This window comes from Nitrosospira sp. NpAV, from assembly GCF_000832065.1.
Lineage (GTDB): Bacteria > Pseudomonadota > Gammaproteobacteria > Burkholderiales > Nitrosomonadaceae > Nitrosospira.
The window spans coordinates 23,797-48,233 of record NZ_JXQM01000019.1; the positions used below are offsets into that span (position 1 = coordinate 23,797).

The window sequence follows — 24,437 nt, forward strand, 5'->3', positions numbered from 1 at the left end:
TGGAATTTATACCGGCGGTTCAGAGAAGCACAGTAGCTTCCGACCTCAACTGACGCACAGTCGACAGCACCCTCCTCCTTCGCAGCAACAGCATCCGCACCTCAAGTTCCACACTGAAGAACGCCTCGAAAATCTTTTTAACATCTACACCCTTGCCGAGGGGGCGCGTTATCCTCGAGCTTGCGTATGCGATCGCGATAGAGCGATGGAGAATAGGTTTAGGCATGGTGTATTAGCCTTTGCCCAGATTCAATTAGATTGCTGAACTTGAGCGTGCTGCCGTTCGAGGCTTTCCATTGCATCCCGGATGAATTTGCCCACCAGATTGCTTAGGCTGCGCTGTTCCAGAGCAGTGAGTTTTCTCAAGCGTTCTTTTTTTCCCCGACGAAATGAATGATGAGAGAGTTCTTATTGTTGGGTTTGCTATTAACTTAGCTCATGACTAGAATCCACTTAATATGAATAGGGAGTCAGATCGTTCTATTTTTATGGAATGATCAACGGAATTATGCAAGAAAATTTGAATTCTTTCGCGGAAAGACTCAAGGCCATTCTTGGCGAACGAAATAAGCATCACTGGGGAATCGCCTTAGGCATAGGTCGCGGAACGATCGGCAATACGTTCAATGGCTCAGTCCCCACGTCAGAGGCGCTAAATGCCATCAGCCGCTCTGAAAATGTCAGTACTACGTGGTTGCTTGAGGGACGCGAAGATCCTTACTACGTGCGCAAATTTACAGATGATGATGAATGTGTAAATTACCTTGATGCGGTTTTCCTTGAAAGATGGACCATCTATCTGGTGACAGATCAGAAGCACCTGGCAGTGGCGTTGACAATGCCTGCACAGTACAAAATCAAGGAAGAATGGGTGAGCTATACCCCGGTGGAGGTATTGGCTGGGCGTTGCGGCAGAAAGACACTAGCCACGGGTGAAAAGGGAATTGCCTTCCTGCAAGGCATTCGTCATCAACGTGTATCCGCAGACCTGGACAATCTTTCACACAACAAGATCGGCACCTACAAATTGCTAAATGCAGAGCAGCCCTTGCTGAATCAGGATATGCTCGCCAAACGAAACCAAAAGATCTTCGATTGGCCAGAAGAAACCATGAGCCTCACGCCTGAAGAACACATCCTGATTGAGAGTTTCCCGCCACATGGCCGAAGACCAAAAAGCGGCTTACAAGACGATTGGGGACGCGCTTGTTCAACCGGAAGCGGACAAGTTAGCGGGATGATTGATGAAATTTATTTTTATTAGGGAGAAATAAAATGCCCCGTGATTCAGACTTTATGGTAGAGACTTCTTCTAAAGTTTCAGAAAAAATTATGGAACCAAGAGATTCCCTAAAAATATATATTCAATATGAATTTCTTACTATCGAGCAATTCGGGGGGATGCTACTTGCGATGGATGATATTGCGAAGCTTCTAACTTCCGAAGAAATGAAATATTTTTGGCGGGACATCTTTCAAGATGCGGACAGCTTTCTATGTGGAACAGAATTTTCTGAAGGCCGCCGGCAGAGCTTATTACTGAGCATTAATTTTGCCAAGAGTGGAACACTTTGCATTAATACGATTTATACAGGCGACTCAATAACATCGCTCTTTACAACGAAACCTGAAATGTGGGGGTTAATAATTACCATAATCGGTCAGTTATTACTCCCTGCCTACACAACATATAGAAGTGATGAAGAGATTCAACAAAAAATGCACGTTCTACAAGAACAATTAAAAACAGAAAAAATAGAACAGCAATATTGGCAGCGTAAGCATGAAGAATTAACTAACGAATTATTCTCCAAACGATTTTTTAGGAAGTTGGAATCCTTAAAACCAGGAGATGAATACTTTTCAGAAAAGAAAGCTATAGATCGCAAACTTAGCGAATTTTATTTGAATGCTATAGACAAAAATATTACAAATATTGAAATTAACGGAAAAAAAATAAACCCCCTAGAACATTTTCCGAAGTGGTAGGAAAGAATTTCAAAGTATGGAATGCCATTCTTAATTCAATTAACAAGGAGCCTGCGGATAAAATATGGACTGGATAAGTCGCCTTGAATCATTAGATCTGGTAATCAAAGCCCCCCAGATTCAGGTATTAGATTTCAATGACAGCTTCACAATTGACTCTGCTGCAGCGTTAATGGTTCAAGGTGCGCCCCAATTCTTTGCGTCGCTTAAGCCAAAAGATAAAGTAGAACTCATGAAGGGTTTCCATACAAGATCGCAAAGCCATCTTCCACCTAAAGATTGGTGGCCGAAAATAAAGGAAGAATTTCATATTTTCTTATGTACTGATGACAAAAAATATGACGAACTACGTCGGGAGCTTAAATCATCGGGAGGCAAAACATCTGCAACCATTCTGAGTATTATTACGGCGTCAATTGGTAGCAAACTTGGTTTTGAGGCCGGTACGATAGTAAGTTTGGTTGCTCTTTGTCTATATGCTTTGTTAAAAATAGGAAAAGAAGCATATTGTGCAAATATATAGTTACCACAACATCTGTCTCTGCCAACGCTTGAAATTTTCAAGAAATAACTGAAGAAATCGAGGACTGTTGCGGGCGTATCCCGCGCTAAGCAGAGCACGAATAGTTCCTGTCGACTCAAGCTCTTGAACAAGTATCGCAGCGGAAGTTGTGTTCCATCCGGCGCGGCCCATAGGCATCCACGCTAATCTATCTGAACTAGTCACTGCCTTCTCCATGGCAGCTTCATCGTTTTCTTCGAAGCTGACAAGAGAGCCCAGTATTTCGAATCTCTCGAACACAAGTTCGAAACCCGAGGCAACACCCAGGAAGCTTGTCCCCCACTCAGCCATGACATCAAGTAGATGGTCACTAAGCGGTGTCTTCCTGCGATCAAATCCTTCTAACTGTTTCCATATATCGCTCTCCACTCCTTTCCAAGACTGCAAGAACAATGTCGTAACAACCTTCTCACATTCATAATATTTCCGCACCCAAGGTGCAGCGAAAAGCTCATGAAGCATCTGCCACCGTTGAGCTCGTGTCAAACCGAGCCCATAGGCAGTAAAGACCAATACCGCGGGATATGATCGAATATTTAGCCATACAGTCAGACCACCACCTATTTTCTCAGCGTGATTATAGAGTGTTCGAATAATATCAAGTATAAGTCGCAACTCTCTATCGCCCCCCCAACGACCAAGAACACCGGCCATCCGGGCGAGCGCCTCAGTAATAGCCTCGTACTGCTGAACACGTAACCTAAACTCTGATTGACTCCACTGACCCTGTGCAGAAAAGTTAGGGGCATCAAGCTGGAGGAGGACGCGCTCAATTTCCTGCGTAAATAGGTCATCCAACTGTATCCGGTATTCCGGCTTAGCTTGATAGCGCTTGGTGCTATGGACAAGCAGTTCGATACTCAAGGGGTTCTGGTTCTGTCTTTCCGCAAGCGTTTCGACACGCTGCTTCAATGTTGTGAAGAACTCATTAGCGCTGGTAATAGTTACTACTTTCGCTTTACGATGAAATGTAAGTTCTTGTGCCCTTTCACTCAAGGCGCTACGAGTCATCCAAAATGTTGGATATCGTCGATTCGGCGCACGTAGAAAAGCACTACGCAGTGCATCGTCCCATTCACCTGACCAGCCACAGATGATTAAGCCATGCTCATCAAAAATTCGGTCGAGCAGATGATTATAGCTATCGGGGTATACGCTTAGCTCGCTATTCGTATTCAGGATGCGGGAATCTTTATAGTCACCATGAAGCTTAAGCAGGTAACATTGGCTATGTGTTAATGGCTCAGCCCCGAGAAGAGCATCTAACGATGAAACAATCGTTGGTTCCACACCACGCTCGCGGAGAGCGTTCTCCATAAGCCGATCGAAATTTGTAGTAATGATGACTCGGATATAGCCGGAGCAAACCAAACTCGCAATAGCATGGTGAGCTGCAGTTGGAATTTTTCGTCCTTCCTCTCGATCCTTTGCATTGGGCTCAATGTAACTATGAAGGATCGAACGTCGCTCTTCCGGAGAGATAGCCATATCTTCAAGGAGAGCCGAATAATTGGCTTCCAGCATAGTTTTTTGTCGGTACCACAGCGCCCAATCCGCCTGCTCCTCGATCCCCTGAGCCAGCCCCACACGCCGTATCAGATCTAACGTAATTTCCCAACCTGTTGGAATTTCGGCTGCTCGAGACAAACCGGAACCAATCAATACTGCAAATACGCCTTTGTTTTCGTGAATAGAAAAAGCCAGTTGCGTCAGCGGATCATTTTTGAGAAGGGTCATATACAAGCTATAGGCAATTATCGTAGCAGGATGAGAATACTACCAATTAATGCCGAGTTCGAGTGCTTTTGTAATGTAGGGAAGAGGATGATTTTTTTGGGGAGAGCGAACTTCAGTCGTGAGAAAAATAATCTTTTACAAAATACTGCGATTGATACTTTTAAGGTTCACAACCCTTCCTCAATATTTTTGGAGGACATCTCAATCGCAAATACCCACACTCATTCTCAGGTGTACATAAGTACAATAGACACGCTTCCGGCAAGCTGCAATGCTTTGGCATTATTTTAATAGGGGAATCCTTTGCTCTAGTTGAGCAACGAACCTCGACATTTATTCCCGGTGCTATAAGGAAATAAGTTTGAACGATAAAGAACGGCTCACTACGGCGCAATGGGTGCTAGAGAGAAATCTGGCATGGATAGCTGCAGCTGAAGTTAAATTAGGGATCATGATAACGCTGCAGCTCGCAATGATAGGAGGGTTAGCTACAGTATTCGGAGGCGCGGCTCACAAAACTACATGCTCCATAGTATTCACATGCATAAGTGGGACGCTTGGATTAATTGCTCTTTGTTGCGCCGTGATGGTGGCCATTCCGCGTTTAAATGGAACACAGCGCTCTTTATTATTTTTTGGTGAAATCACTAAGCACTCATTAAATAGTTACACGGAAAGCTTTTGTGAAGCAACCGATGCACAATTATTAATAGACTGGATTACTCAGATTCATCGAAATGCGGAGATTGCACGTGATAAACATAAGTGGATCAGATATTCCATTATATTTTCGTTTTGTTCTTTTGTTCCTTGGGTTATTGCGCTTTTCTTACTGCAAGAAATAGGAGCAATATGAGCTTAAGAGAGGAGCTGATCAGAAAGGTTGCTGAGTTTGCTACTCAAAATTGGGGGGAGATTCCAAATGCGCACACTATTCCCACAGATAGCGACTTAACATTTGGAAATGATGGTAAACGAATGCAAGTCGCCATTCTTTATGCCGATCTTAGAAGATCAACAGAAATGGTCGATTCGTTGATTGACACGCAAGCAGCGGAGTATTACAAAGCGTTTCTTCATTGCTGTGCGAAGGTGATCAAAGCGAATAGCGGAGAAATTCAAGCATACGACGGGGATCGTGTAATGGCAATTTATACTGGCAACTCTCAATGTCATCAGGCTGTGAGAACTGCGTTCCAGATAAATTATGTTGTTTCCCAGATTCTCAATGCAACGTTTTTACTTACAAGACATGAAGCACATAGAACATTACGACATACCATTGGCATCGACACAGGTCAAGTATTGGTGGCAAAAACTGGTGTACGTGTTGATAACGATCTTGTATGGGTTGGTGGCGCAGCTAATTATGCCGCAAAATTGAATAGCTTTGATGGTCTAGATGATAATTATCCTACGCGTATTACGCAGCTGGTGTTTGAAAAACTGACACCACTATTTCTAAACTCCAATCAAAATAGCATTTGGTCGGGTCCCTATAACAACCTAACCAGGCACTCGCATTATAGGAGTAACTATTGGTTAGAAATTATCTGACCTCCTATCAACCATCATAATACAGTTTTTGCTAGCCACCCCACCCACCGCCAGCATCACCAGCGAAATCCCTACCACAATCGGCACCGTATAACGTGACTGCTCAATCGTATCCAGCCTCATATCGAAAGTATTATCTGCGCTCTTATTGAGCCCCTCCTTCCGCGCTATCGCTTCCTGCAAGGTCTTGTGCACCACCTCTGCCTGAGCATTCCGCGCATGAATCAGCGCCGTTTTCAATGATTCTTGCAATGCCTGAATTGCACTTTGATTTTGTCTGCAACAAACCAACCGAGAAATTGGATGGGATAATTCGTCGCCCTGACGTCGGTCCCATGAAAAAAACGATTTGAGCAAAGCTTGAACTTAATTCGGGGGTTATCAGAAGATCGCAATCCCTCTCCCCGCCAGGCATGCTGGCATAGTCTCGGCGGGGATAAGAAAGGCAGGCTCACAGAATTAACTTAGCAAGTGATTGCGTTACCTCCCATGAACGAAGCAACGCTTGTGCACGCGGCGAGTTGGCTACTGTGCTTCTTCGTGCCGAATCCCGCCTTCAAACGTCGTGGGCAAATCCAATACTTAACAAGATTAGAAATGCTCGCAATACCCAAAATAAACAAAGTCATTTTTCAGAAAAATAAATGACTTCTTTGGAGACTGCTCAAACTCATTTATTGTCAGTGCATAGATGCTCGATCCAAGCCCGGCTCCTTCATCACGACGCATCGTAGATATCACCTTGAAGGAATTTTCGGTTGATCCATGGTCTATGACAATCGGTTTTGTTGCATATGAATTCTTGAGAACACCGGCCATCAAGCCTGTTCTTCGCTCGACGGTGAATTGTTTTCCGAGGTGCTCCTCTTCCTGGTATTTTCGCGAAGAAGACGGTTCGGTCGATGCGGTGTCGATACGCTCCACTTTGCATTGGTAATCCGGCATAGCCTGTGCATTTGCACTGTTAAAATAAAATAGTGCGCACAATAACTGTATGTAGGCGACTTGGAGTCTCATGTCTTCCTTCGGAAATTAGTATGGGTGAATTCCAGAGTGACGCCTGCTTGGAGAGGCGTCTGCCGCAATAGCCTAGTCATCATTTCCCCCGTTTCTTTGGCAAAATTAGCATGATTGGTCAATTTGTACTATCCCTGGCGACCCTTGCATTGCTGGCATTTATGAAAAGCCGAAAAATCCTTTACTTTAGAAGAAACTATATATCGGGATTATGTTTTTGCAAAGATATATGGAAGTTCAGGACCGGCTATCGAGCTATATTGCCCAGGACCCTTGACTGTCGGTGTTGATCAGGAAGCGTTTACATGGAAAATATAATATGGAAGAGCATGGGCAGCGTGTAAACCAGGGATTTTTCACTTCATCTATCAAAATCTCAGAAAAATGGATCTCAAAACACATTGGCTCGATATACCTATTGCCCAAACTGTGATCCTATCAAAAAAATGCAACATACTGTTCAATCAAGCAAATCTCGCGTGCGATCATTTTTATTGCCTGTTATAGCGCTAATCATTTTGACCGTATCAAGCTGCTCAATGCATCAACTTTACACGGTAGGCCAAGCTTGGCAGCGAAACGACTGCAACAAGCTTATAGATATGTACGAACGCCAGAGATGCGCAGACCGGGCAGATACCTCGTATGAGACATACCAGCGCCAGGCCGGAGAGATTGGAAATTCAAGGTAGAAATCAGTTCCAGAAAAGACGCGCTTCGGTGCTATTTTGATGCTGACGGTGACCTGCCCTTTCATTAGCTTCATGACATAAGGCACCCCCCCTCATTTATTGGCTGCCTTTGGAGGTGCTTTCCAGGCGATGATTGCCAGCTTCTGACAGGGTGTTATGCCGCTAATGGCAGTGTATGGCAATGAACATAGGGTATATGCACGGCGGCCGCATTCGATATCCATGCAAATTGCGTGCATCGCCTGCCATCGACCCCAGCGGATTACGTAGCCCGGCCTGCTTCTGCCTTGGGACCGAGGGACGTATGACCCTTCCAATCCAGAGCTACTATGCGCGCCAGCGCACGGACGATCGCTTTTCCCATCGATAGCATAAATACATACGTCTCGCACATAGCGCGGGAAGCAACAAGCCGCACCCGGCAAAACGAGTCCTTCGAGATCCTGAAGCGCACTGGCTCCGAAACCAGAGAAGGGAGGTCGCCATGTTACATATCACCCTGCTTGCACTTGGCGTACTGGTTGCAGGAAATGCTTTCGCAGTTCATCAGGCAGTGAACAATGATATCGGCCGGGTTTGCCCCGACGGCGTCGCCGCAATCGCAACCTGCGAAAGAGACAATATGATCAAGCCGCGGACTGCGGCCGCACACCCTGTCCAGCTTGCTGCTGTGGATACACAGGATCAACCGCGCTGCGCCGCAGATGGCGTGTGCAACCTGGCGGTATGCAGCGCAAAACAAGACCCGGACTGTCCCAAGGATCTTCCGCCCGGCGCGGGTGCCGATCCCGCCGCCTCCACCACCTCGATTTCCCTTGAAACGGTTGATTGCACCGACACGCAAGCGGTCGATATCAGTGCCGTGGCGTGGAATTTGGTGGACGACTGGGCCAACTTCGAGCGCACAGTTGAGTCGGCCACGGGTTTCAATCTCGGCAATTGCATCCGCAATCGGTTCAGGGATAACGCCCGCGTGATCTGCGAGCAACAGGCCAACTGCAATAACAACGGTCGCTGCGTGCTGGGCCGGTCTTCGCCTCTTAACAAGACCACCCGTATCTTTGGCACCTTTTTCAATAACATCGCCAACGCCTCGGCGCCCGACCGGCGCGCCTGCTACGCAGCCCTACTAACGCACGAATTCTCTCACTCCTGCGATCGCGTTTTCGAGCAACCGCGCGCCGAAGCCCGCGAGGCGGCCGCATTTACCTATTGGCGGACACGCTTTCCCGGAACTTCAGGCTGGACCAGGACGGGTACCAGCGGAACAGGTTGCGGCCTGGATTAGTATTTGTTTTGGACGTGATTTTGCTGCTGAAATCGGGATGACGACGAGTGACGCCGGATGGAGTTTATGTGCGCTGGCGAGCGGAACATGAATACATGAAGGTGGAGAATGAATGGCGAGCAAGGCATATTGAATTACGTTTCATGTGATATCGATCAACAATCCAATTCCAAGGAGGTGTTATGAACAACATTATCTGGTGGGTGGGCTTTATTGTGATTATCCTCGCCGTTTTGAGTTTCCTCGGCTTGCGCTAGGATCTATCCTCTTTGAGATGGTCCAGGACGTTCAAGTGGCCCATCTCCTAAAGGCTTGCCCACAGAGGTCGGATACAAGAGCCTGTCCTGCGACAATTTTATTTTCCGCTCCGTTTATACCGCGCATTACCATGCGGCTCGGGCAGCTTCGATAAAGTCTTCTCAGAAAATCTGAAGCAAAAGTCTGAGGCTCAAAGCGCAGGCGCAATGACAACTTTGTTAATCGCCCCTGGTGGTATTTTAACGACAGATGAAACCCTCCGCGAATGACAGGGAAAACCCCGTGCCCCCCTCCTCCAATCCTCCCAAGCATTTCTCGATGATACGCGAGTTCCAGCTGGCCGACTTCTTCACGCTGGGCAACGCGGGCTGCGGTGTGGCGGCCGTGTTCTTCGCCATGCTCTATATCGATACCCAGTCCACGGCTCATTTCTACAGTTCAGCTGGAATGATGGCTGCGGCGTTTGTGTTTGACGTGCTCGATGGACGGATCGCGCGATGGCGGCATCAGCATTCGGCGCTGGGCCGCGAACTCGACTCTCTGGCGGACATCCTCTCGTTCGGCATCGCCCCCGCAGCGCTCGGATTCGCTGCCGGATTGCGCGGCGGGTGGGATTGGATCGCGCTGATTTACTTCGTATGTTGCGGCGTAAGCCGGTTGGCCCGATTCAATGTCACCGCTGAAAATCTCTCGGGGGCAACCGGCAAGGTTGCCTATTTCGAGGGTACGCCGATTCCTACGAGTATTATTCTCGCCGCCGCGCTGGCGCTCGCCGCCTGGATGGGGCGGCTCGGCGAGAATCTGTACGGGGGAGCGTGGACGATCGGACCATGGGAATTGCATCCCCTGGCTCTCCTGTTCGTATTGTCCGGAACCCTGATGATCAGTAAAACGCTGCGCATTCCCAAAATCTAACCGGATTCGTCGGATTAGCAAGACATAATTCGACATATCCTAATCCATGCCAAGCTTCTCGCCGTGGCTGTACTAAAACAAATCGGCTTACCGAAACCATACTTGTTTGACGACTCTTAGGCCTATGGGGCTGTCTCTGCTCTCGCCTCTCGTCGGATTACGCTTTGCCAATCCGGCCTACTTCTCCCGTGTTTCGCGATAATATTGGAATGAACCGCATTTTCTTCATAGGAAGCTTTTCGTCAATACTCTTTCCACAGAACCATGATGGACGCAATCAAGTGCAAATGGCGGGTTCGTGTAACCGGATTGGATATCGCGCGAGCGCTAACGGCGCTTATATGCGGCTTTTTACTGGCAGGCTGCGCAATGAAAGGCGGCGGTCTTTGCAGAACCGAGCCGGTGATGGTGCTAAAAACCCAGGGAGGAGGGAGCGAAGACATCGTTGCGCTACCATTGGGTGATGCCGAGGGCACAATGCGCCTGTTTATACGCGAGATTTGCAATGACAGCAACGGCTCCCTGTGCAAATCCGGCCAATGGCGCGTGGGCCGTGTCGACATTGCCACGGGGAATTTGCCGGCACCGACCGCGCATGCATGGCGGCCCGAAGATGACGGTAAAGATTCGCCTTTCCTGCCTCTTGGAATGTCACTCGTGCTCGGCGCCGAACCTGGTTCAGCAACGCTCTTTGTAGTCGATATCGCCAATACCAGTGCCGTGCGAATCTGGCAGCTTCGCATCCTGGATGGAAACATAATCGGTGCCAGATCAATCAACTCCAGCGATCCGGACGCCAGGGCCAAGCTTAAAGGAGCCAACGATTTGCAAGCGATACGCGAAGAAGATCGTTTCCTGGTATATATCACCCGCTTCGACGAGTACAGCCTGTTGCCTTGGAGAACAAGTACTTGGCCGGCCCTCGTCAAAATGCGCGATGGAGCTCCCCTGGAAACTTTCGCGGAAGGTTTTAGAAGCGCCAATGGTATTATCGATCCGTGTCCGAATTGTGATCTCGTCATCGCCAGCTACTGGGAGCGCAGACTTCGATTTATCTCCAAGGCTAAAGGGGAAATCAATGGCTTTGCCTCGGGGGAATTCCCCATACGACCGGATAACCTCACACTCGACGGCGAACGTATTCTGATTGCCGGCCAGCACGGGATATTTCCGACATTCCTGAATCTCTTCGTATCATCCTGGATACCCTCGCCGTCGGCTGTCTATGCTATCGACATCAAGTCACTCCATTCCGGCGCAATACCCCAGTTGCTGTGGGAAGGCGGGTGGAGGTTTGGGCGTTCGGTTGCGGTTGCGGTTCCCATTACGGGTTCCCGATTAGCAATCGGTCAGATCAGTACGCCAGGCATTCTCATAGTCGACTGCCCTGCGCATACCAAGCCCGTGAATGACATTCAATCAGCGCTTCCATTATAAGCCGGGGTTTATACCGGAAGATTAAATCAAGCTTAGTTGCTCTATTAAATATCTCGGTTATGCAGTTATTTGGTCTATTATTAAGCGTGCGGCGATCAATGAGCTCGTGAGTAACTTTCCGGATTAATCATGAAAACTTTCCATTTCTACGACCGGGGCTCCGATCGTCCCTGGATCAACCCGATGCTCACCAATGCGGTGATAGTCGGCCATACCACGGCCACCAGCACCAAACTCTGGATGCGCGCTTATCAGGAGAACAGCTATCGCATGGTGATCTGCCCCGAGCCCCTCTTGGGTCACGATGAGGTTGCCACCGATTGGAACCCGGAAACGAAGAGTAAAAAAGGAAAGGAGTCTTTTTTACTGAGAAACATCCATAACGGCGATACGCGCGAGATCGCCAATGCCGTGCTCACGGACAAGGCGGATTTAAAGTTCGGGCACGACATCACGAACGTCTGGGAAATCGATGGCCTGAAACCCGGCCAGCGCTATTATTACGCGGCCTTTGCCCTGGATCTGGCGGCAAGGAAAACGCCATGGGAGATCGTGCCGGATAATAAAGTCAACCGCTTCAAGACACAGGGGGATTCTCAGGAATCCATGACTTTCGGTCTCTTCAGCTGCCATATGCCATACAGGAAAAATTCGTTCGACCTGGTGAATATTCACATGTGGGACCGGTTCGGCGACGAACTTGAACAACGCAATGGCGAATTTATCCTGGGTGTCGGCGATCAGGTCTATGTGGATGGTAATTCCAATGTCAGCATATGGGAGTGGCTGAAAAAAATCCGCAAGGAATTCATGCAGGAAGTAAAGCCCGAAGACCGCGTCGAGGTGATGCGCTCTTGGTACCGCGATATCTACCGGGGTTACTGGGGCCATCGCCAACTGCGCAATGTATTCTCGCGCTTTCCTGTTTATATGATGTGGGACGACCATGAAATCCTCGACGGATGGGGTTCTTACGATGCCAAGGAAAAAAGAAACCTGCTGGACTCATGGTGGGACTGGGGCAATGATGACGAGAAACTCCTGCTCCTCAACCAGATGTACGAAGCCGCGAAACTTACCTATCACGAATATGAGCATTCGCATAATCCCGAGACGCCCGCTAACCAATTCGATTATGCCTTCACCTGGGGTTCGGCGGCTTTTTATGTTCTAGACATGCGTGGGCAGCGCGACTATACCCGCACGACCAAGGATCGAATTCTTGGTCACGCCCAGATGAAGCGCTTCAAGGATTGGCTTGGTTCCAAGACCGTCAAGAACGCGGAATCGATTTTTGTGGTTTCGCCTGTCCCCATTGTGCATGCGATGAGCTTTGTTGTCAATTATCTCGATATTCTCGGCGTAGCCGACGATATGCGCGACGAATGGGAACACGAGAGCAACTGGGTAGAGCGTGACGTGCTGCTGGATGCTGCCTTTGCCGCAGCGAAAGCTTACGGAAAGGCACTTTATTTTCTCAGCGGCGATGTGCATATCGGCGCGGCGTTTCGCATGACCCACAAGAAGTATCCAGATGCCCGCATTTATCAATTGACATCGAGCGCCATCACCTATGACCTGCCCTGGGCAAAGGCTTCCGCACTTGCACTGACTGTCAGGGATAAAGGACTTTTGCAGAGGGATGCGGAACATATCGAACCCAATGTCGCATTCCAATTGCTCATGGAACCTTGCAAGACCAATAATTTTGCGCTCATCAATGTCCAACGCAACGACCAGGGGCAGACCGAAGTGCGTTGGGATCTTTACGGTTCAGCGGAGCAGCGCGCGACAGTCACCAAACTGGAGCGTCTGGTACTGATTTAGCCCGAATCCGGCAACGCCTGACACGCAAGAATAGCGACTGGTAGGGCGTCAATAAGCCAAGCGCATCGCGCCGCATGAAAATCCGTTTTAACCACTCTCCGGATTATGCTTCGTTCACCTCATGCCCGCCACCCCGCCTTCCCGCTTCTACATCCGCTGCGATAGCGGATATTTGCCGGTGAGCACCCAGGCTTCGGTAGCCAGCCGCAATGACGTGCTCAGGTATTCCATCCGGATACCCAGCTTGTCAGGCGCGGTGATGATGGCATTTGCGGGCTTTCCGCGCTCCGGGCTTATCAGCGCTTCTATGCCGATGCCTTGCTGCTTCAATTTTTTTATTCTGCCTTCGAGATCCGACTCCCACATGCCAAAGTAAAGAATTTGTCCCACGCTTTTCTCCGAAAATATCCCATTGCCACCGGCCTGGATCAATTCCAGATAAGGCGGGCGGCTCCTTGAATATACGGCGATTACTTTTATGCTTTCGGATTGTTGGGTCTCGGGATTTTCAATACACAATACGCTATCCGTTGGTTCGGTAAACTTCACGCCTAATACATTCGAATAATACTCAACGGCTTCCTTGTAATTATGAACGACTATGCCGATATGGTAGTAGGGCGAATCAAACATATTGCACCTTTTTTCAGCGAAGTAGCGACTGTTCCCGCGAGGGGGCGATGGCGGAGCGAAGCTGATTTTGCAGCGGCATGGGCATTCCGGTGAGACTGATTCCCTGCAGTTCCGCAATGGAACGAAGCTGGTTGGGGAATTGTTTGAAGAGCGGCCGCGTCCTGACCAGCGTACCTTCCGGCCGTTCTTTCATGCGAAACAGGGTCACGCGCAGACGCGGCAGGCTCCTGGCAGTAAACGCTTTCTGGGGCAAACGGACATTGAGCTCAAAACTTTCCAGCTCTTCAAGGTGATGCCCCTCCAGGCCTTCGCGTCCTTGCGGGTCGGGATAGCTGCGCCGCTGCCCAATGTCGGGCACGGAGCCCGCGGCAATGAGCCGGTTGCCGTCGGTGACCTCATAGGCAAGCCCGTATTCAAGCCGGTCCGGCACCACAATGGCTCCCGCAACGACATGAGCGCCGATAACCGATATCCTGCCGCGATTGACGCGAAGCCGCAGCCGGACCGATGCGAGGCCGCTGGTGTCGCGATCAACCGGTGCTTCGGCCTGTTCTCCCTGCGGCCGCCCGGCGGCCGCCATCCGTTCTGGCACAGGCTCCATGATTGGACCGTCGGGTTCCTGCGCCGACAAGCCGTCCGCGCTCATCAACTGTACTTTGCCGCGGATCGGGCGTGGCCGGGCAGGGAAATCGCTCATCGCCCTCAGCCTTGGATTTTCGATGACCGGAGGCGCGGATGGGTCCGAGCGCATTGCGACAAGTTTGTCGAGACCGGCCCGAATTTTACGTCTTGCCATGATATCCTCCTACCAATTCCGGCCGTGCCGGTAGTTGTGGATCCACTGATAATAGATCTTCTGTAGCGACAAGCCGGGAGTGGCCCGGATCATCCCGAACCAGTCGGTGTTATGCACGAAGAGATCCCGTCTGCCGGCAACACCCTCATAGTTACACGGGATGAACCTGTCTACCGAACCAAGGTTCCATTCACCCACCCAATCATGCCGCCAGGCGCAAGCAAGTGCTGATCCATTGGACACCATGGTGCCCAGATATTCCCGGAACCAGTTCCTGGAATTATAAACAAACAGGTCTTCCTTTCCGTCGCCGTTGATATCGCCAACAAAATGAAGATCATCCTTGCGCATTTGCCACCCCGGCGCGTTGCCATCATAGCGTTTCACCATCGCAAGTTGCCTGCCGTCGGATGCCAGCATGCCGAGGTAAGCGATTGACCAGTTTTCGCCATTGAATACATACAAGTCTTTCTTTCCGTCGCCGTTGAAGTCAGCGATGTAGTGGCGGTCGCCGCGCCTCATTTGCCAGCCCGGCATTGAACCATCGTAGCGCTTCTGCATGGCAAGCGCGGCACCTGTCGAGCGGAGGATGCCCAGATAGGGAATTGACCATTCGGTGCCATTAAAGACCCAGAGATCTTCCCTGCCCTCTCCCGTGAAATCGCCCGTATAATGGCGGTCACCGGGGCGCATCTGCCAACCCGGCATCGAGCCGTCATAGCGCTGGACCAGTGTGAAGCCGCTCCCGGACGACCGCAGCATCCCGATATAGGGAATAGCCCAATCGGCGCCATTCACCACGAAAAGATCCTTTTTTCCGTTACCATCGAAATCGGCAACATAGAAACGATCGCCTTTCTGGAATTGCCATCCCGGCATGGAATCGTCGTAGCGCGCTATCAGCTTGAGGCCGTTATCACCGTCGTCGACGAGCAGGCCCAGATATTCCATGACCCAATCGGTGCTGTTGTAGACGACAACTTCATCTTTCCCGTCTCCATTGAAGTCGCCAATGTAAAACCGGTCGTTCGGCATGAATTGCCACGAGCCCGGCACCCTGTCCACCGTGCTGAACACGAGATCGAGCTGCGCGCCGCCGGAGCGGTAGATCATGATGCCGTTGCCATTATGCACCAGTAAATCGTGCTTGCCGTCACCATTGAAGTCGCCGGCATGGCATGTGAGGAAGTTGCGCCCCGTATATGCATGGTGCCGGGTCTTCATTTCCGTGTAGCAAACCGGGCAATAGGGAGGCGAGTTGCCGCGCATCCGGCAGTTCTCGACCGGGCGGTATTTGCCGCTGGTCACGTATTGCGCCCCCTCGAACAACCCGGCATCCTGGCTGCTGTCCCATCCCGCAGGCCGGGTTCCCTGATTGTAGTTGGTGCAGCCGCCGGCGCCGGGATTGGGATTGATGCCGGTGGGAACGGGAGTGGCAGGATTGACGAATCGACCCCACTTTAAGGTCGCGCGGTCCGTGTTGGCGGTAACATTGACGCTGCCCGGCTCGCCGCCGGCATAGGTGCCGGGCTGGCAGTACTCGTCGGCGAGACCCCCTGCTCCATGACCGAATTCGTGTGCCATCACTTCCCAGGACGAGCCCAGGGTGACAATCTGGAAACCGCCGCCCCCGCAACCGCCAAAACCGTTCTCGTTCAGAATAATCAGCACGAGATCATAATCGGGAGCCCACGTGTTGAGCGCGTCTTGCACCCGCGTCGAGGTGTCTGCCCCATTCTCCAGCCAGCAATGGGCCCATGAGCCGCTGTAAATATAGCCGAGAGCCGTATTGCGCAATGTCGTGCTGACAATGGTGTCATCGCTGCCATCGGCTGGAGTGCCCTTCTCGTCATAGACACGCTGGCTGACTCCCGAATCCACGGAAATCAGGTTAACCCTGAAGATATTGAAGGCCTGCATATCCTCGTAGAAGTAGTCGTTGCCAAACACGCCATCGATAAGCAGCTCTTTGACTTTGTTGTTATAGGCGGTTTGATCGCCCTCGGCGAATCCATCGCCGAGCACCGCAATATTCTTTTTGGCGCCAACCGGCCCCGAGCGAAGAATTTGAGTGACGCTGTCGGGCATGGCGAGTCTCCTATAGCGGAAATTCAGGAAGCGGGATCACCGGCAGGCAGGCACGTCATTATGCAGACCGATCCCTCTTTATTCATAGCTGAAAACAATAAAAAAGAAAGGATTTTTTATCGCGGGGACATTTTTACGGCTTTAACAACCATCCATCCGGTCTTTTTAGCAATTACCGCTGCCATAGAATCTGACGCGCTTCCAGGGGAACTCGCGCGCTATCGTGGCGGGGTATGAGCCGGGCTGTATAGTCCGATGCCGGGCGATCCGCGGGCACGCGCGCATGAAACGCATAGCCGGTGGCCGCGGCGACCAGTTCATGCAGGCGCGTCATCTCCTGGCGCACGGGCGCGTCTCCTAAAATACCATCGGCATACAACTCGACGCACACCGCTTTCGGGTCGAGATCGTTGAGATAGACATGAACCAAAAATACGTGGTGCCCACTCTCTGTCTCAACCGTCATCTCGCCAAAGCGCAGGGCGGACCATTTTTGCGCCAGCGCTTGACGCCAATCCGACACCTGCACACCGAGCGCGCCTTTATCGGCGCTGCGGTCACGGTAGGCAGCCGCAGCCGGAAGATAGTGGTTCTCCGTATATTCGCGGACCACGCGATTGGCGGAAAAACGGGGCGTCAATTGCGCCATGCTATTGCGCATGCGCGTGACCCATGCGGTTGGAATACCCTGTTTGTCGCGGGCATAGAATTCCGGAATCACCTCTCTTTCCAGCAGATCATAAAGAGCTTCGGCCTCGGCAGCGTCCCACGCCGGATCGTCGCCGTGCTCCTTGCCGTCGCCCAACGCCCATCCTACTTCCGGCGTATAGGCTTCCGCCCACCACCCGTCCAGCACCGACAGGTTGATGCCACCATTGACGAGCACTTTCATTCCACTGGTTCCGCTTGCCTCCCATGGCCGCCGCGGCGTATTGAGCCAGACATCGACCCCCTGCACCAATTGCATGGTCAATTGCATGTCATAGTCGCTCAGGAATATCACGGAGGCGCGCGCTCCGGCACGCTGAATAAAACGCATCCACTCCTGAATCAGGGCTTTCCCCGCCTCGTCCGCCGGATGAGCCTTGCCCGCCATGATGAGCTGAACCGGACGCTGTGGATTACTCAACAGGCACAACAATCGCTCAGGGTCATGCAACAGCAGATCCGGTCTCTTGTAGGTCGCAAAACGGCGTGCAAAACCCAGCGTCAGAGCATCCGGATCAAGCAGGGTATTCGCGGCCTCAACCGCATCGGACAGTGCTCCCGACATGGCCAATTGCCGGGACAACCGTTGCCGGACAAACTCGACAAGCGACTTGCTCGCGGCGCTGCGGAATCGCCAGAGATCCACGTCTGATACACAGAGAATCTTTTGCTCCAGTATTTCAGTCGTTCCCGCCCAGCGATTTTCTCCACAGGCCTCGGTCCAAAAACTGGATGCGGCCGGCGAATCCCAGGTCGGCACATGCACGCCGTTGGTCACGTGTCCCACGGGCACTTCATCTGTCGGCCAGCGTGGAAAGAGCGAACCAAGAAGATGCCTGCTCACCTTTCCGTGCAAGCGGCTCACGCCATTTATCGACCCGCTCCCGTGAATCGCCAGATAAGCCATGTTGAACGGCTCCGAAGAATCGTTCGGATTGCGGCGGCCCAGCGCCAGCAGATCATGGCATGTGATGCCGAGCTTGGTCTTGGCATAATCAGCAAGGTATTGCTCTATCAGGTCTGGAGCGAAACAGTCAAACCCGGCGGCAACTGCCGTGTGCGTGGTGAAGAGATTGCCTGCGCGCGTGATGGATAGTGCAGCCTCAAAACCAAGCCCGGTTTGTTCCATGCAGCTCCGGGCACGCTCCAACACCGCAAAGGCGGCGTGTCCCTCATTCAGGTGGCAAACTTCCGGCCGGATGCCCAGCTCGGCGAGCAACCGCCAGCCACCGAGCCCAAGCAGCAATTCCTGCTGAAGGCGCAGTTCCGATCCCCCGCCATAAAGCTCGCTGGTAATCCCCCTGTGAGTGGGATGGTTAGCGGCATCGTTACTGTCCAGCAGATACAATTTTACCCTGCCCACCTGAACCTGCCAGGTACGCAGCCACACCGAATAGCCGGGCAGCTTGAACTCCAGCCGCAACCATTCCCCATTCGGGCGGCGTAATGGCGTAATAGGCAATTGGCCAGGGTCGTTGTAGGGAAAGAGCGCCAGCTGGGCGCCGTCCTTATCGATTACCTGGCGAAAATAACCCTGCTGGTATAGCAACCCCACGCCGATCACCGGCACACCCAGTTCGCTGGCGGCTTTGAGCTGGTCACCGGCCACGTTGCCCAGCCCGCCGGAATAAATGGGCAGCGCTTCGCTCAGCATGAATTCCATGCAGAAATACGCAACGCAACGCAGGGGGGATTTCGGATGTGTTTTCTGGAACCAGGTGGATGCTTCGGCCGCTGCGGCCCTGTCCCGCGCCAGGTCAGCGATGTCCTTGCAAAAGACGGGGTTGGCGAAATCTTGCTGGAGTTTTTCCCGTGAGACCGTCTGTAGGACTACCCATGGATTATGTGTCAGCTCCCATAGCGCCGGGTCCATCTGCGCCCAAAGGTGGTCCGCGCTGTGATCCCACGATGTCTGCATATCCAGGGCCAGCTCCGCCAGCGCATCGTACCCCTCGATATCCCTCGTGGATTGCAGCCGGTAAAGCGGTTTGCGATCTGATGTCTGGTCAGCCAACTCTTGATCCTCCCCTACGTTCCGGATGGAATCTCCCGCATCCGGATATGTTCACCAATTGCCTGGTCTCAGTCAAGGGCTCCCTGAACAAACACATAAGGGATTATATGTTCGGAAGCGAACGGAAGCCTGGTGCAAAGCGGCCCATAGTAAGCGCAATGGCGAATATACAGCCCATCTTTATTCCCGGCGATGAATGAATCAGGAACCGATAATGGAAAAAGAACCATTGATCAAATTAACCTGGCATGGCCGTGAGACGGTTGTATCCGTGCCAGCGTTGCTTGATCAGGCCGAGCAAATAGAAATTATCCTGCCGCTCAACTATAACCACGCCTTGTTTCACAGACTTCATCCTCACGCGCCCCCGGCTGAGCTGGAGGCTATCGATGTGTCCGGCGGTCCGGAACTCCTGGTAAAGATTGCAACGATTAACGGCTTGGAGGAATTTGACGCGCTCGCCAGCAAGCTGACCACCGCTCAGACGGAGATACGTGTCGTCAGTCCGCCGAAAGTGGTCATCACGCATCCCGCCGCGAATTCCGAAGTATGATGAAGGCAACTCCCATCCTTAAACCGGGCAAGAACTGCTGGCGGACAGAACACGCCGACCGGATCGCCTTTCTCATTGATGGAGCGGATTTCTTTCGTGCCTTCCGGGAAACGGCGAAACAGGCACAACATTCGCTGTTGATCATCGGCTGGGATATTGACAGCCGGGTGGAGCTGATCAAGGAGCAAAAAGCGGAGCATGAATCCGACGGTCTGCCGGTGAATCTGGGTGATTTTCTCAATAGCCTGATCAAACGCAATGATCAACTTCATATTCACGTCCTGGATTGGGACTTCATCATGCTTTTCGCTCCATCCCGGGAGTGGATGCCGCTCTATAAAGAGGAATGGAAAGCCCATTCACGGCTGCATTTCCACCTGGATGACCAGCATCCCGCCGGAGCGTGCCACCATCAGAAAATAGTCGTGGTCGATGACCGTGTGGCATTTGCCGGGGGATTGGACCTGACTCGTGGCCGCTGGGATACATCCGAACACCGGCCGTGCGATTCCCGGCGGTGCGACGTGGAAACGGACCCGATTCCGCAACCCTATCACGACATTCAGATGATGATCAGCGGCGCGGCCGCGGCCGCGCTGGGCGAACTCGCGCGCGAGCGCTGGCATCGCGCAACCGGCGAAAAATTGGCACCTCCACAGGCCCCGGCCCCACCTATTCGCTCCCATTCCAGCGAATCTGGCTACTGGCCGGATTACCTGGCACCGGATCTCGAAAACACTTCAGTGGCCATTGCACGCACCGTTCCCCGGTATGGCGATCAAGTGGAGGTACGCGAGGTGGAACAACTCCTGCTGGATGCAATCGCCGCAGCCCGGGATACCATCTACATTGAAGCGCAATATCTCACGGCCCAGAAAATCGGTGCCGCCCTTGCAAAACGGCTCAGCGAATACGACGGACCTGAAGTCGTCGCGCTGCTGCCGGAGCACACCGATGGCTGGCTATCGCAAAACACCATGGACGTCCTGCGCGAACGTTTGTTCAAGCAACTGCAACAAGCAGATCATCACCACCGCTTGCGCCTGTATTGCCCCCATGTGCCGGGTCTGGATGGGGAGTGCGTGAATGTGCACTCAAAAATGATCATCGTCGATAATGAACTGGTCCGCGTCGGCTCCGCCAATCTCAATAATCGCTCGATGGGCCTGGATACCGAGTGCGATCTCGTGCTGGAGGCGGCCGGCGATGCGCGCGTCCAGCACGCAATCGAAACCTTTCGCAATCGCCTGCTGGGCGAACATCTGGGCGTCGAACCCGGCGTGATCGAGGCGCATCTGGCGCGCGACGGCTCGCTTATCCGCACGATCGAAGCGCTTAGCGGTTCGGGACGTACCCTGGTTCCGTTGACGTTCCGCGTGACGCCCGATATGGACGCATTGATTCCTGATACACAGATCGTCGATTCCGATAAGCCTCTCGACACGGAACGTTTACTAACGGAAGTTGTTCCGCATGAGCAACGCGAGCCAGCCCGGCATCATATCGCGCTGATCGTATCGATACTTGCCGCCATCCTGGGGCTGACCGCCGCGTGGCATTGGTCACCCCTGCGGGAATGGGTGAATGTCAATACATTGGCCGCGTTCGCCGCCGGTTTCGAGCAAACACCGGGAGCGCCCTTGCTTACGTTGGGTGTTTTTCTTATCGGTGGACTTATCGCGTTTCCCCTGACCGTACTTATCATTGTCTGCGTACTGGTGTTTGGACCCTGGCAGGGGTTTCTGTATTCGCTCCTCGGCGCCTTATTGAGCGCGATATTAACGTACGGACTCGGTCATTTACTGGGCCGCGACATGGTAAGGCGGCTTGCCGGCAAAAAGATTGGCGAATTGAACAGGCGGTTGGCCCGCCGCGGATTACTGACCATCATTTTCGTGCGGGTCATCCCGGTCGCGCCATTCACGATCATCAACCTGATCGCGGGCGCATCCCACATCCGCTTTCGCGATTTTGCCTTCGGCAGCGCCATCGGGCTGCTCCCTGGAATCGTAGGCATGTCGCTATTTACGGACCGGCTCGCCGCCACCATCCAGAAACCTGACTTGCCGGCATTCGCTTTATTGGCTGCGGTTATCGCTGCCATTGTCGTCAGCGGATGGTCGTTCTGGCGATGGGAGGAGCGGCGGCGAAACACCCGGCTAAGGGCTCAGACCGATTGAACCGCGTTTGATTGAACGATTTTTACTACCTACAGAAAAAAAGGGAGGCTGAAATGATCGCACAAATAATGGATATGCCCAGGGACATGCACGGCGCGGCGGACGTCCGGCTTGATGCCCCTGTTTTCCGGCTGGCTGCGGCAAACGGCATCGTGCCGCGATTCGAATTCCGAATTTTCGGGCACGATTTCAACCCGCTTGAACAACGCATTCGCAAAGTGGCCCCCTGCGAATCGATCGTTGAAAGCAGGGAAATCTACATTCTCAGCGACGAAAACGGCGACCGCAATGTCAAGATTCGCGCCGGCAAGCTGGAATTCAAACGCCTGATTGATCGCGTCAATGGATTGGAACGCTGGAAACCCACGGGATCATTGGAATTCCCCATCGAACGCGAAGCCATTCCAGACAAACTGTTTCCCGTTGCCGCGCTGGAGCGAAGCGCTCCTTTACCCGGCTCATTGACTGCGGTAGTCACCGAAAAAGAATTTCTTCATCATATCGCCCAAAACAACCTATGCGGCCCCCGTCTTTATCGCGCCAACCTGTTGAAGCGCCGCTCCCGTTTCACCTTGCAGGATTGCCCGGTGGAGGTAGATCGGATACTGGTCAACGGCGCGGCTATCGAATCTATCGCGATAGAATCCCAGTGCGCGGAGCAGGTGCTTGCGGTGCGCTCCGCCTTGGGACTGGAGCAGTTTGAAAACGTCGCCTATCCGCTGGCTATCTCCCGTGTCCTGGGAATTCGGCCGTTGCCGGATGCGGAAAACTATGAGTAAGGAGATTGAGCGCAAATTCCTTGTTGGAGATAAAAACCCAGCCAGTTGGGGTAATGCGATACACAGCGAGATTCGTCAGGGCTACCTGAGTATCGACAAATATCGCACGGTGCGCGTGCGTATTGCGGGAGATGCCGCTTACCTCACCATCAAGGGTATCACCGAAGGTGCTTCCCGCGCCGAATACGAATACCCGATCCCTGTTGCCCACGCCAAGCAGATGCTCGACGGTTTGTGCCTGCGGCCCTTGATCGAAAAGCGCAGGTACCGCGTCGGGTACGGCGGGCTCGTATGGGAGGTGGATGAATTTTATGGTGACAACGCGGGTCTGATAGTAGCGGAGGTCGAACTGAAAGACGCGCAGCAGGTATTTGATAAACCCCCCTGGGCGGGCGAGGAAGTGACGGACGACCCCCGCTACTATAACGCCAACCTGGTGAACCACCCCTATGCAAAGTGGAAAACCTGATGAAATGGAGAAACTGACGCTTGCCACCTACAACATTCATGCTTGCGTCGGCGCCGACGGCCGCTTTGAGCCGGAACGTACCGTGCAAGTGTTGAAGGAACTGAATGCGGATGTCGTGGCGCTGCAGGAAGTGGAGCACCATGAGGTTGAGGGCCGCGATCTGCTCGATTATCTGGCCGCGAAAACCGGGTTGACAGCTATTGCCGGGCCTACGCTATTGCGCAGAACACGGCATTACGGGAACGCCATTTTAACAAGACTTCCCATCCTGACGGTAAACCGGGTCGACCTGACCTTGCCCGGACACGAAGCACGCGGGGCGCTCGATATCACTCTTGATGGGAAAGGACGGCGCGTGCAGGTAGTGGCGACCCATCTAGGGCTTATGCCCTGGGAGCGCCGCCAGCAGGTCCGCGAGCTGCTTAAGCTTTTCCACATTGGTTCAGCGAATGTTTATGTCCTGATGGGCGATCTGAACGAATGGTTCCTGTGGGGAAGGCCCCTGCGCTGGCTGCACGCGCACTTCAAGCGCCCTCCCCACTGCGCAACCTTCCCCGCGCGCTGGCCTTTCATGGCGCTCGATCGCCTCTGGGTGCACCCGCGCAAGCGCCTCGCCAAGGTGGAGGTTCATGCCACCCATCTCGCACGCGTGGCATCCGACCACCTGCCCTTGAAAGGCGTTATCGAAATGTAAGAGGTACGCGCCAAGGCTCTTTTGTTTGTTCCTTATCTTCCTGTGCGTCACATGGCCCCTTTCTCGATCGGGAGTTCCCTGGGCATGCAGCGCCGTCCCCCGGTTTTGGGGATAAAACGAACAGAAGAAATTCGAGATTTTGCCTGGCAATCATGGAAACATGCCACGATTCGGTGTGTCTACAACTATCATGCTTAAAGTTCACGGTCCTGGTTGCGGAAAGCAAAGTGTTCGCCGATTCAGA

At 52.4% G+C, this 24,437-nt stretch carries 21 protein-coding genes; 14 read left to right on the top strand and 7 right to left on the bottom strand.

The window, feature by feature from the left end; translation table 11 throughout:
- Positions 1 to 508 precede the first annotated feature (508 nt).
- The 3 genes from SQ11_RS11220 (at position 509) to SQ11_RS11230 (ending at position 2,512) form a co-directional block, all read left to right on the top strand.
- A complete protein-coding gene (locus tag SQ11_RS11220; protein WP_156972476.1) occupies positions 509 to 1,264 on the top strand; it encodes a helix-turn-helix domain-containing protein in 756 nt (251 codons plus the stop codon).
- A gap of 11 nt (positions 1,265 to 1,275) precedes the next feature.
- A complete protein-coding gene (locus SQ11_RS11225; protein ID WP_041514271.1) occupies positions 1,276 to 1,989 on the top strand; it encodes a hypothetical protein in 714 nt (237 codons plus the stop codon).
- 64 nt (positions 1,990 to 2,053) lie between these two features.
- Positions 2,054 to 2,512 carry a hypothetical protein gene (locus SQ11_RS11230; RefSeq protein WP_041514272.1) on the top strand — a complete coding sequence of 153 codons (459 nt, stop codon included), beginning with the start codon at positions 2,054 to 2,056 and terminating at the stop codon, positions 2,510 to 2,512.
- On the opposite strand, the gene SQ11_RS11235 is transcribed toward SQ11_RS11230, so the two are convergent.
- Positions 2,513 to 4,288 (bottom strand): SIR2 family protein, encoded by a 1,776-nt coding sequence (locus tag SQ11_RS11235; protein WP_041514273.1) that lies wholly within the window; start codon positions 4,286 to 4,288, stop codon positions 2,513 to 2,515.
- A gap of 361 nt (positions 4,289 to 4,649) precedes the next feature.
- Here SQ11_RS11235 and SQ11_RS11240 point away from each other — a divergent pair, with 361 nt between their 5' ends.
- Positions 4,650 to 5,144, top strand: coding sequence for a Pycsar system effector family protein (locus SQ11_RS11240; RefSeq protein WP_041514274.1), 495 nt, complete (start codon positions 4,650 to 4,652; stop codon positions 5,142 to 5,144).
- The gene (locus SQ11_RS11245; protein WP_052494189.1) at positions 5,141 to 5,845 is read left to right on the top strand and encodes an adenylate/guanylate cyclase domain-containing protein; all 705 of its coding nucleotides are present in this window, start codon (positions 5,141 to 5,143) and stop codon (positions 5,843 to 5,845) included. The genes SQ11_RS11240 and SQ11_RS11245 overlap by 4 nt, the downstream gene beginning before the upstream one ends.
- Here the strand turns inward: SQ11_RS11245 and SQ11_RS11250 are convergent.
- On the bottom strand, positions 5,831 to 6,085 hold the full coding sequence (locus SQ11_RS11250; RefSeq protein WP_156972477.1) for a hypothetical protein: 255 nt from the start codon (positions 6,083 to 6,085) through the stop codon (positions 5,831 to 5,833). The genes SQ11_RS11245 and SQ11_RS11250 overlap by 15 nt on opposite strands.
- A 351-nt stretch (positions 6,086 to 6,436) precedes the next feature.
- Entirely contained in the window at positions 6,437 to 6,862 is a 426-nt protein-coding gene (locus tag SQ11_RS11255; RefSeq protein WP_052494190.1) for a hypothetical protein, read from the bottom strand.
- 1,176 nt (positions 6,863 to 8,038) lie between these two features.
- Between SQ11_RS11255 and SQ11_RS11260 the strand changes: the two genes are divergently transcribed.
- From SQ11_RS11260 to SQ11_RS11275, 4 genes are all read left to right on the top strand, one after another.
- Positions 8,039 to 8,842 (top strand): hypothetical protein, encoded by an 804-nt coding sequence (locus SQ11_RS11260; protein ID WP_041514276.1) that lies wholly within the window; start codon positions 8,039 to 8,041, stop codon positions 8,840 to 8,842.
- Positions 8,843 to 9,349: 507 nt separating this feature from the next.
- On the top strand, positions 9,350 to 10,015 hold the full coding sequence (locus SQ11_RS11265; protein WP_052494191.1) for a phosphatidylcholine/phosphatidylserine synthase: 666 nt from the start codon (positions 9,350 to 9,352) through the stop codon (positions 10,013 to 10,015).
- A gap of 264 nt (positions 10,016 to 10,279) precedes the next feature.
- On the top strand, positions 10,280 to 11,452 hold the full coding sequence (locus SQ11_RS11270; protein WP_041514278.1) for a hypothetical protein: 1,173 nt from the start codon (positions 10,280 to 10,282) through the stop codon (positions 11,450 to 11,452).
- 129 nt (positions 11,453 to 11,581) lie between these two features.
- Entirely contained in the window at positions 11,582 to 13,279 is a 1,698-nt protein-coding gene (locus tag SQ11_RS11275) for an alkaline phosphatase D family protein (RefSeq protein WP_041514279.1), read from the top strand.
- A gap of 147 nt (positions 13,280 to 13,426) precedes the next feature.
- Here the strand turns inward: SQ11_RS11275 and SQ11_RS11280 are convergent, their stop codons facing one another.
- The 4 genes from SQ11_RS11280 to glgP form a co-directional block, all read right to left on the bottom strand.
- Positions 13,427 to 13,912 carry a VOC family protein gene (locus SQ11_RS11280; protein WP_041514280.1) on the bottom strand — a complete coding sequence of 162 codons (486 nt, stop codon included), beginning with the start codon at positions 13,910 to 13,912 and terminating at the stop codon, positions 13,427 to 13,429.
- A gap of 13 nt (positions 13,913 to 13,925) precedes the next feature.
- A complete protein-coding gene (locus tag SQ11_RS11285; RefSeq protein WP_041514281.1) occupies positions 13,926 to 14,708 on the bottom strand; it encodes a hypothetical protein in 783 nt (260 codons plus the stop codon).
- Between the two features lie 9 nt (positions 14,709 to 14,717).
- On the bottom strand, positions 14,718 to 16,796 hold the full coding sequence (locus SQ11_RS11290) for a M64 family metallopeptidase (RefSeq protein WP_041514282.1): 2,079 nt from the start codon (positions 16,794 to 16,796) through the stop codon (positions 14,718 to 14,720).
- Positions 16,797 to 16,968: 172 nt separating this feature from the next.
- Positions 16,969 to 19,518: an alpha-glucan family phosphorylase gene (gene glgP / locus SQ11_RS11295; RefSeq protein WP_041514283.1), complete on the bottom strand. Its 2,550-nt coding sequence runs from the start codon at positions 19,516 to 19,518 to the stop codon at positions 16,969 to 16,971.
- 214 nt (positions 19,519 to 19,732) lie between these two features.
- On the opposite strand from glgP, the gene SQ11_RS11300 reads away from it, so the two are divergent.
- Genes SQ11_RS11300 through SQ11_RS11320 form a run of 5 tightly spaced genes read left to right on the top strand, consistent with a single transcriptional unit; the run spans position 19,733 to position 24,193 of the window.
- Positions 19,733 to 20,071, top strand: a complete 339-nt coding sequence (locus SQ11_RS11300) for a hypothetical protein (protein ID WP_156972478.1) — start codon at positions 19,733 to 19,735, stop codon at positions 20,069 to 20,071.
- Positions 20,068 to 22,251, top strand: coding sequence for a VTT domain-containing protein (locus tag SQ11_RS11305; protein ID WP_232297982.1), 2,184 nt, complete (start codon positions 20,068 to 20,070; stop codon positions 22,249 to 22,251). Before SQ11_RS11300 ends, SQ11_RS11305 begins: the two co-directional genes overlap by 4 nt.
- 53 nt (positions 22,252 to 22,304) lie before the next feature.
- Positions 22,305 to 23,030 carry a hypothetical protein gene (locus tag SQ11_RS11310; RefSeq protein ID WP_041514285.1) on the top strand — a complete coding sequence of 242 codons (726 nt, stop codon included), beginning with the start codon at positions 22,305 to 22,307 and terminating at the stop codon, positions 23,028 to 23,030.
- A complete protein-coding gene (locus tag SQ11_RS11315) occupies positions 23,023 to 23,499 on the top strand; it encodes a CYTH domain-containing protein (protein ID WP_041514286.1) in 477 nt (158 codons plus the stop codon). Before SQ11_RS11310 ends, SQ11_RS11315 begins: the two co-directional genes overlap by 8 nt.
- Positions 23,480 to 24,193, top strand: coding sequence for an endonuclease/exonuclease/phosphatase family protein (locus SQ11_RS11320; protein ID WP_041514287.1), 714 nt, complete (start codon positions 23,480 to 23,482; stop codon positions 24,191 to 24,193). Before SQ11_RS11315 ends, SQ11_RS11320 begins: the two co-directional genes overlap by 20 nt.
- Positions 24,194 to 24,437: the final 244 nt, after the last annotated feature.

Excerpts from the sequence above, each read along its gene's own strand:
- SQ11_RS11220 (WP_156972476.1), top strand. The coding sequence starts at position 509 with ATGCAAGAAAATTTGAATTCTTTCGCGGAAAGACTCAAGGCCATTCTT.
- SQ11_RS11225 (WP_041514271.1), top strand. The coding sequence starts at position 1,276 with ATGCCCCGTGATTCAGACTTTATGGTAGAGACTTCTTCTAAAGTTTCA.
- SQ11_RS11230 (WP_041514272.1), top strand. The coding sequence starts at position 2,054 with ATGGACTGGATAAGTCGCCTTGAATCATTAGATCTGGTAATCAAAGCC.
- SQ11_RS11235 (WP_041514273.1), bottom strand. The coding sequence starts at position 4,288 with ATGACCCTTCTCAAAAATGATCCGCTGACGCAACTGGCTTTTTCTATT.
- SQ11_RS11245 (WP_052494189.1), top strand. The coding sequence starts at position 5,141 with ATGAGCTTAAGAGAGGAGCTGATCAGAAAGGTTGCTGAGTTTGCTACT.
- SQ11_RS11255 (WP_052494190.1), bottom strand. The coding sequence starts at position 6,862 with ATGAGACTCCAAGTCGCCTACATACAGTTATTGTGCGCACTATTTTAT.
- SQ11_RS11260 (WP_041514276.1), top strand. The coding sequence starts at position 8,039 with ATGTTACATATCACCCTGCTTGCACTTGGCGTACTGGTTGCAGGAAAT.
- SQ11_RS11265 (WP_052494191.1), top strand. The coding sequence starts at position 9,350 with ATGAAACCCTCCGCGAATGACAGGGAAAACCCCGTGCCCCCCTCCTCC.
- SQ11_RS11270 (WP_041514278.1), top strand. The coding sequence starts at position 10,280 with ATGATGGACGCAATCAAGTGCAAATGGCGGGTTCGTGTAACCGGATTG.
- SQ11_RS11275 (WP_041514279.1), top strand. The coding sequence starts at position 11,582 with ATGAAAACTTTCCATTTCTACGACCGGGGCTCCGATCGTCCCTGGATC.
- SQ11_RS11280 (WP_041514280.1), bottom strand. The coding sequence starts at position 13,912 with ATGTTTGATTCGCCCTACTACCATATCGGCATAGTCGTTCATAATTAC.
- SQ11_RS11285 (WP_041514281.1), bottom strand. The coding sequence starts at position 14,708 with ATGGCAAGACGTAAAATTCGGGCCGGTCTCGACAAACTTGTCGCAATG.
- SQ11_RS11290 (WP_041514282.1), bottom strand. The coding sequence starts at position 16,796 with ATGCCCGACAGCGTCACTCAAATTCTTCGCTCGGGGCCGGTTGGCGCC.
- SQ11_RS11300 (WP_156972478.1), top strand. The coding sequence starts at position 19,733 with ATGGAAAAAGAACCATTGATCAAATTAACCTGGCATGGCCGTGAGACG.
- SQ11_RS11305 (WP_232297982.1), top strand. The coding sequence starts at position 20,068 with ATGATGAAGGCAACTCCCATCCTTAAACCGGGCAAGAACTGCTGGCGG.
- SQ11_RS11310 (WP_041514285.1), top strand. The coding sequence starts at position 22,305 with ATGATCGCACAAATAATGGATATGCCCAGGGACATGCACGGCGCGGCG.
- SQ11_RS11315 (WP_041514286.1), top strand. The coding sequence starts at position 23,023 with ATGAGTAAGGAGATTGAGCGCAAATTCCTTGTTGGAGATAAAAACCCA.
- SQ11_RS11320 (WP_041514287.1), top strand. The coding sequence starts at position 23,480 with ATGCAAAGTGGAAAACCTGATGAAATGGAGAAACTGACGCTTGCCACC.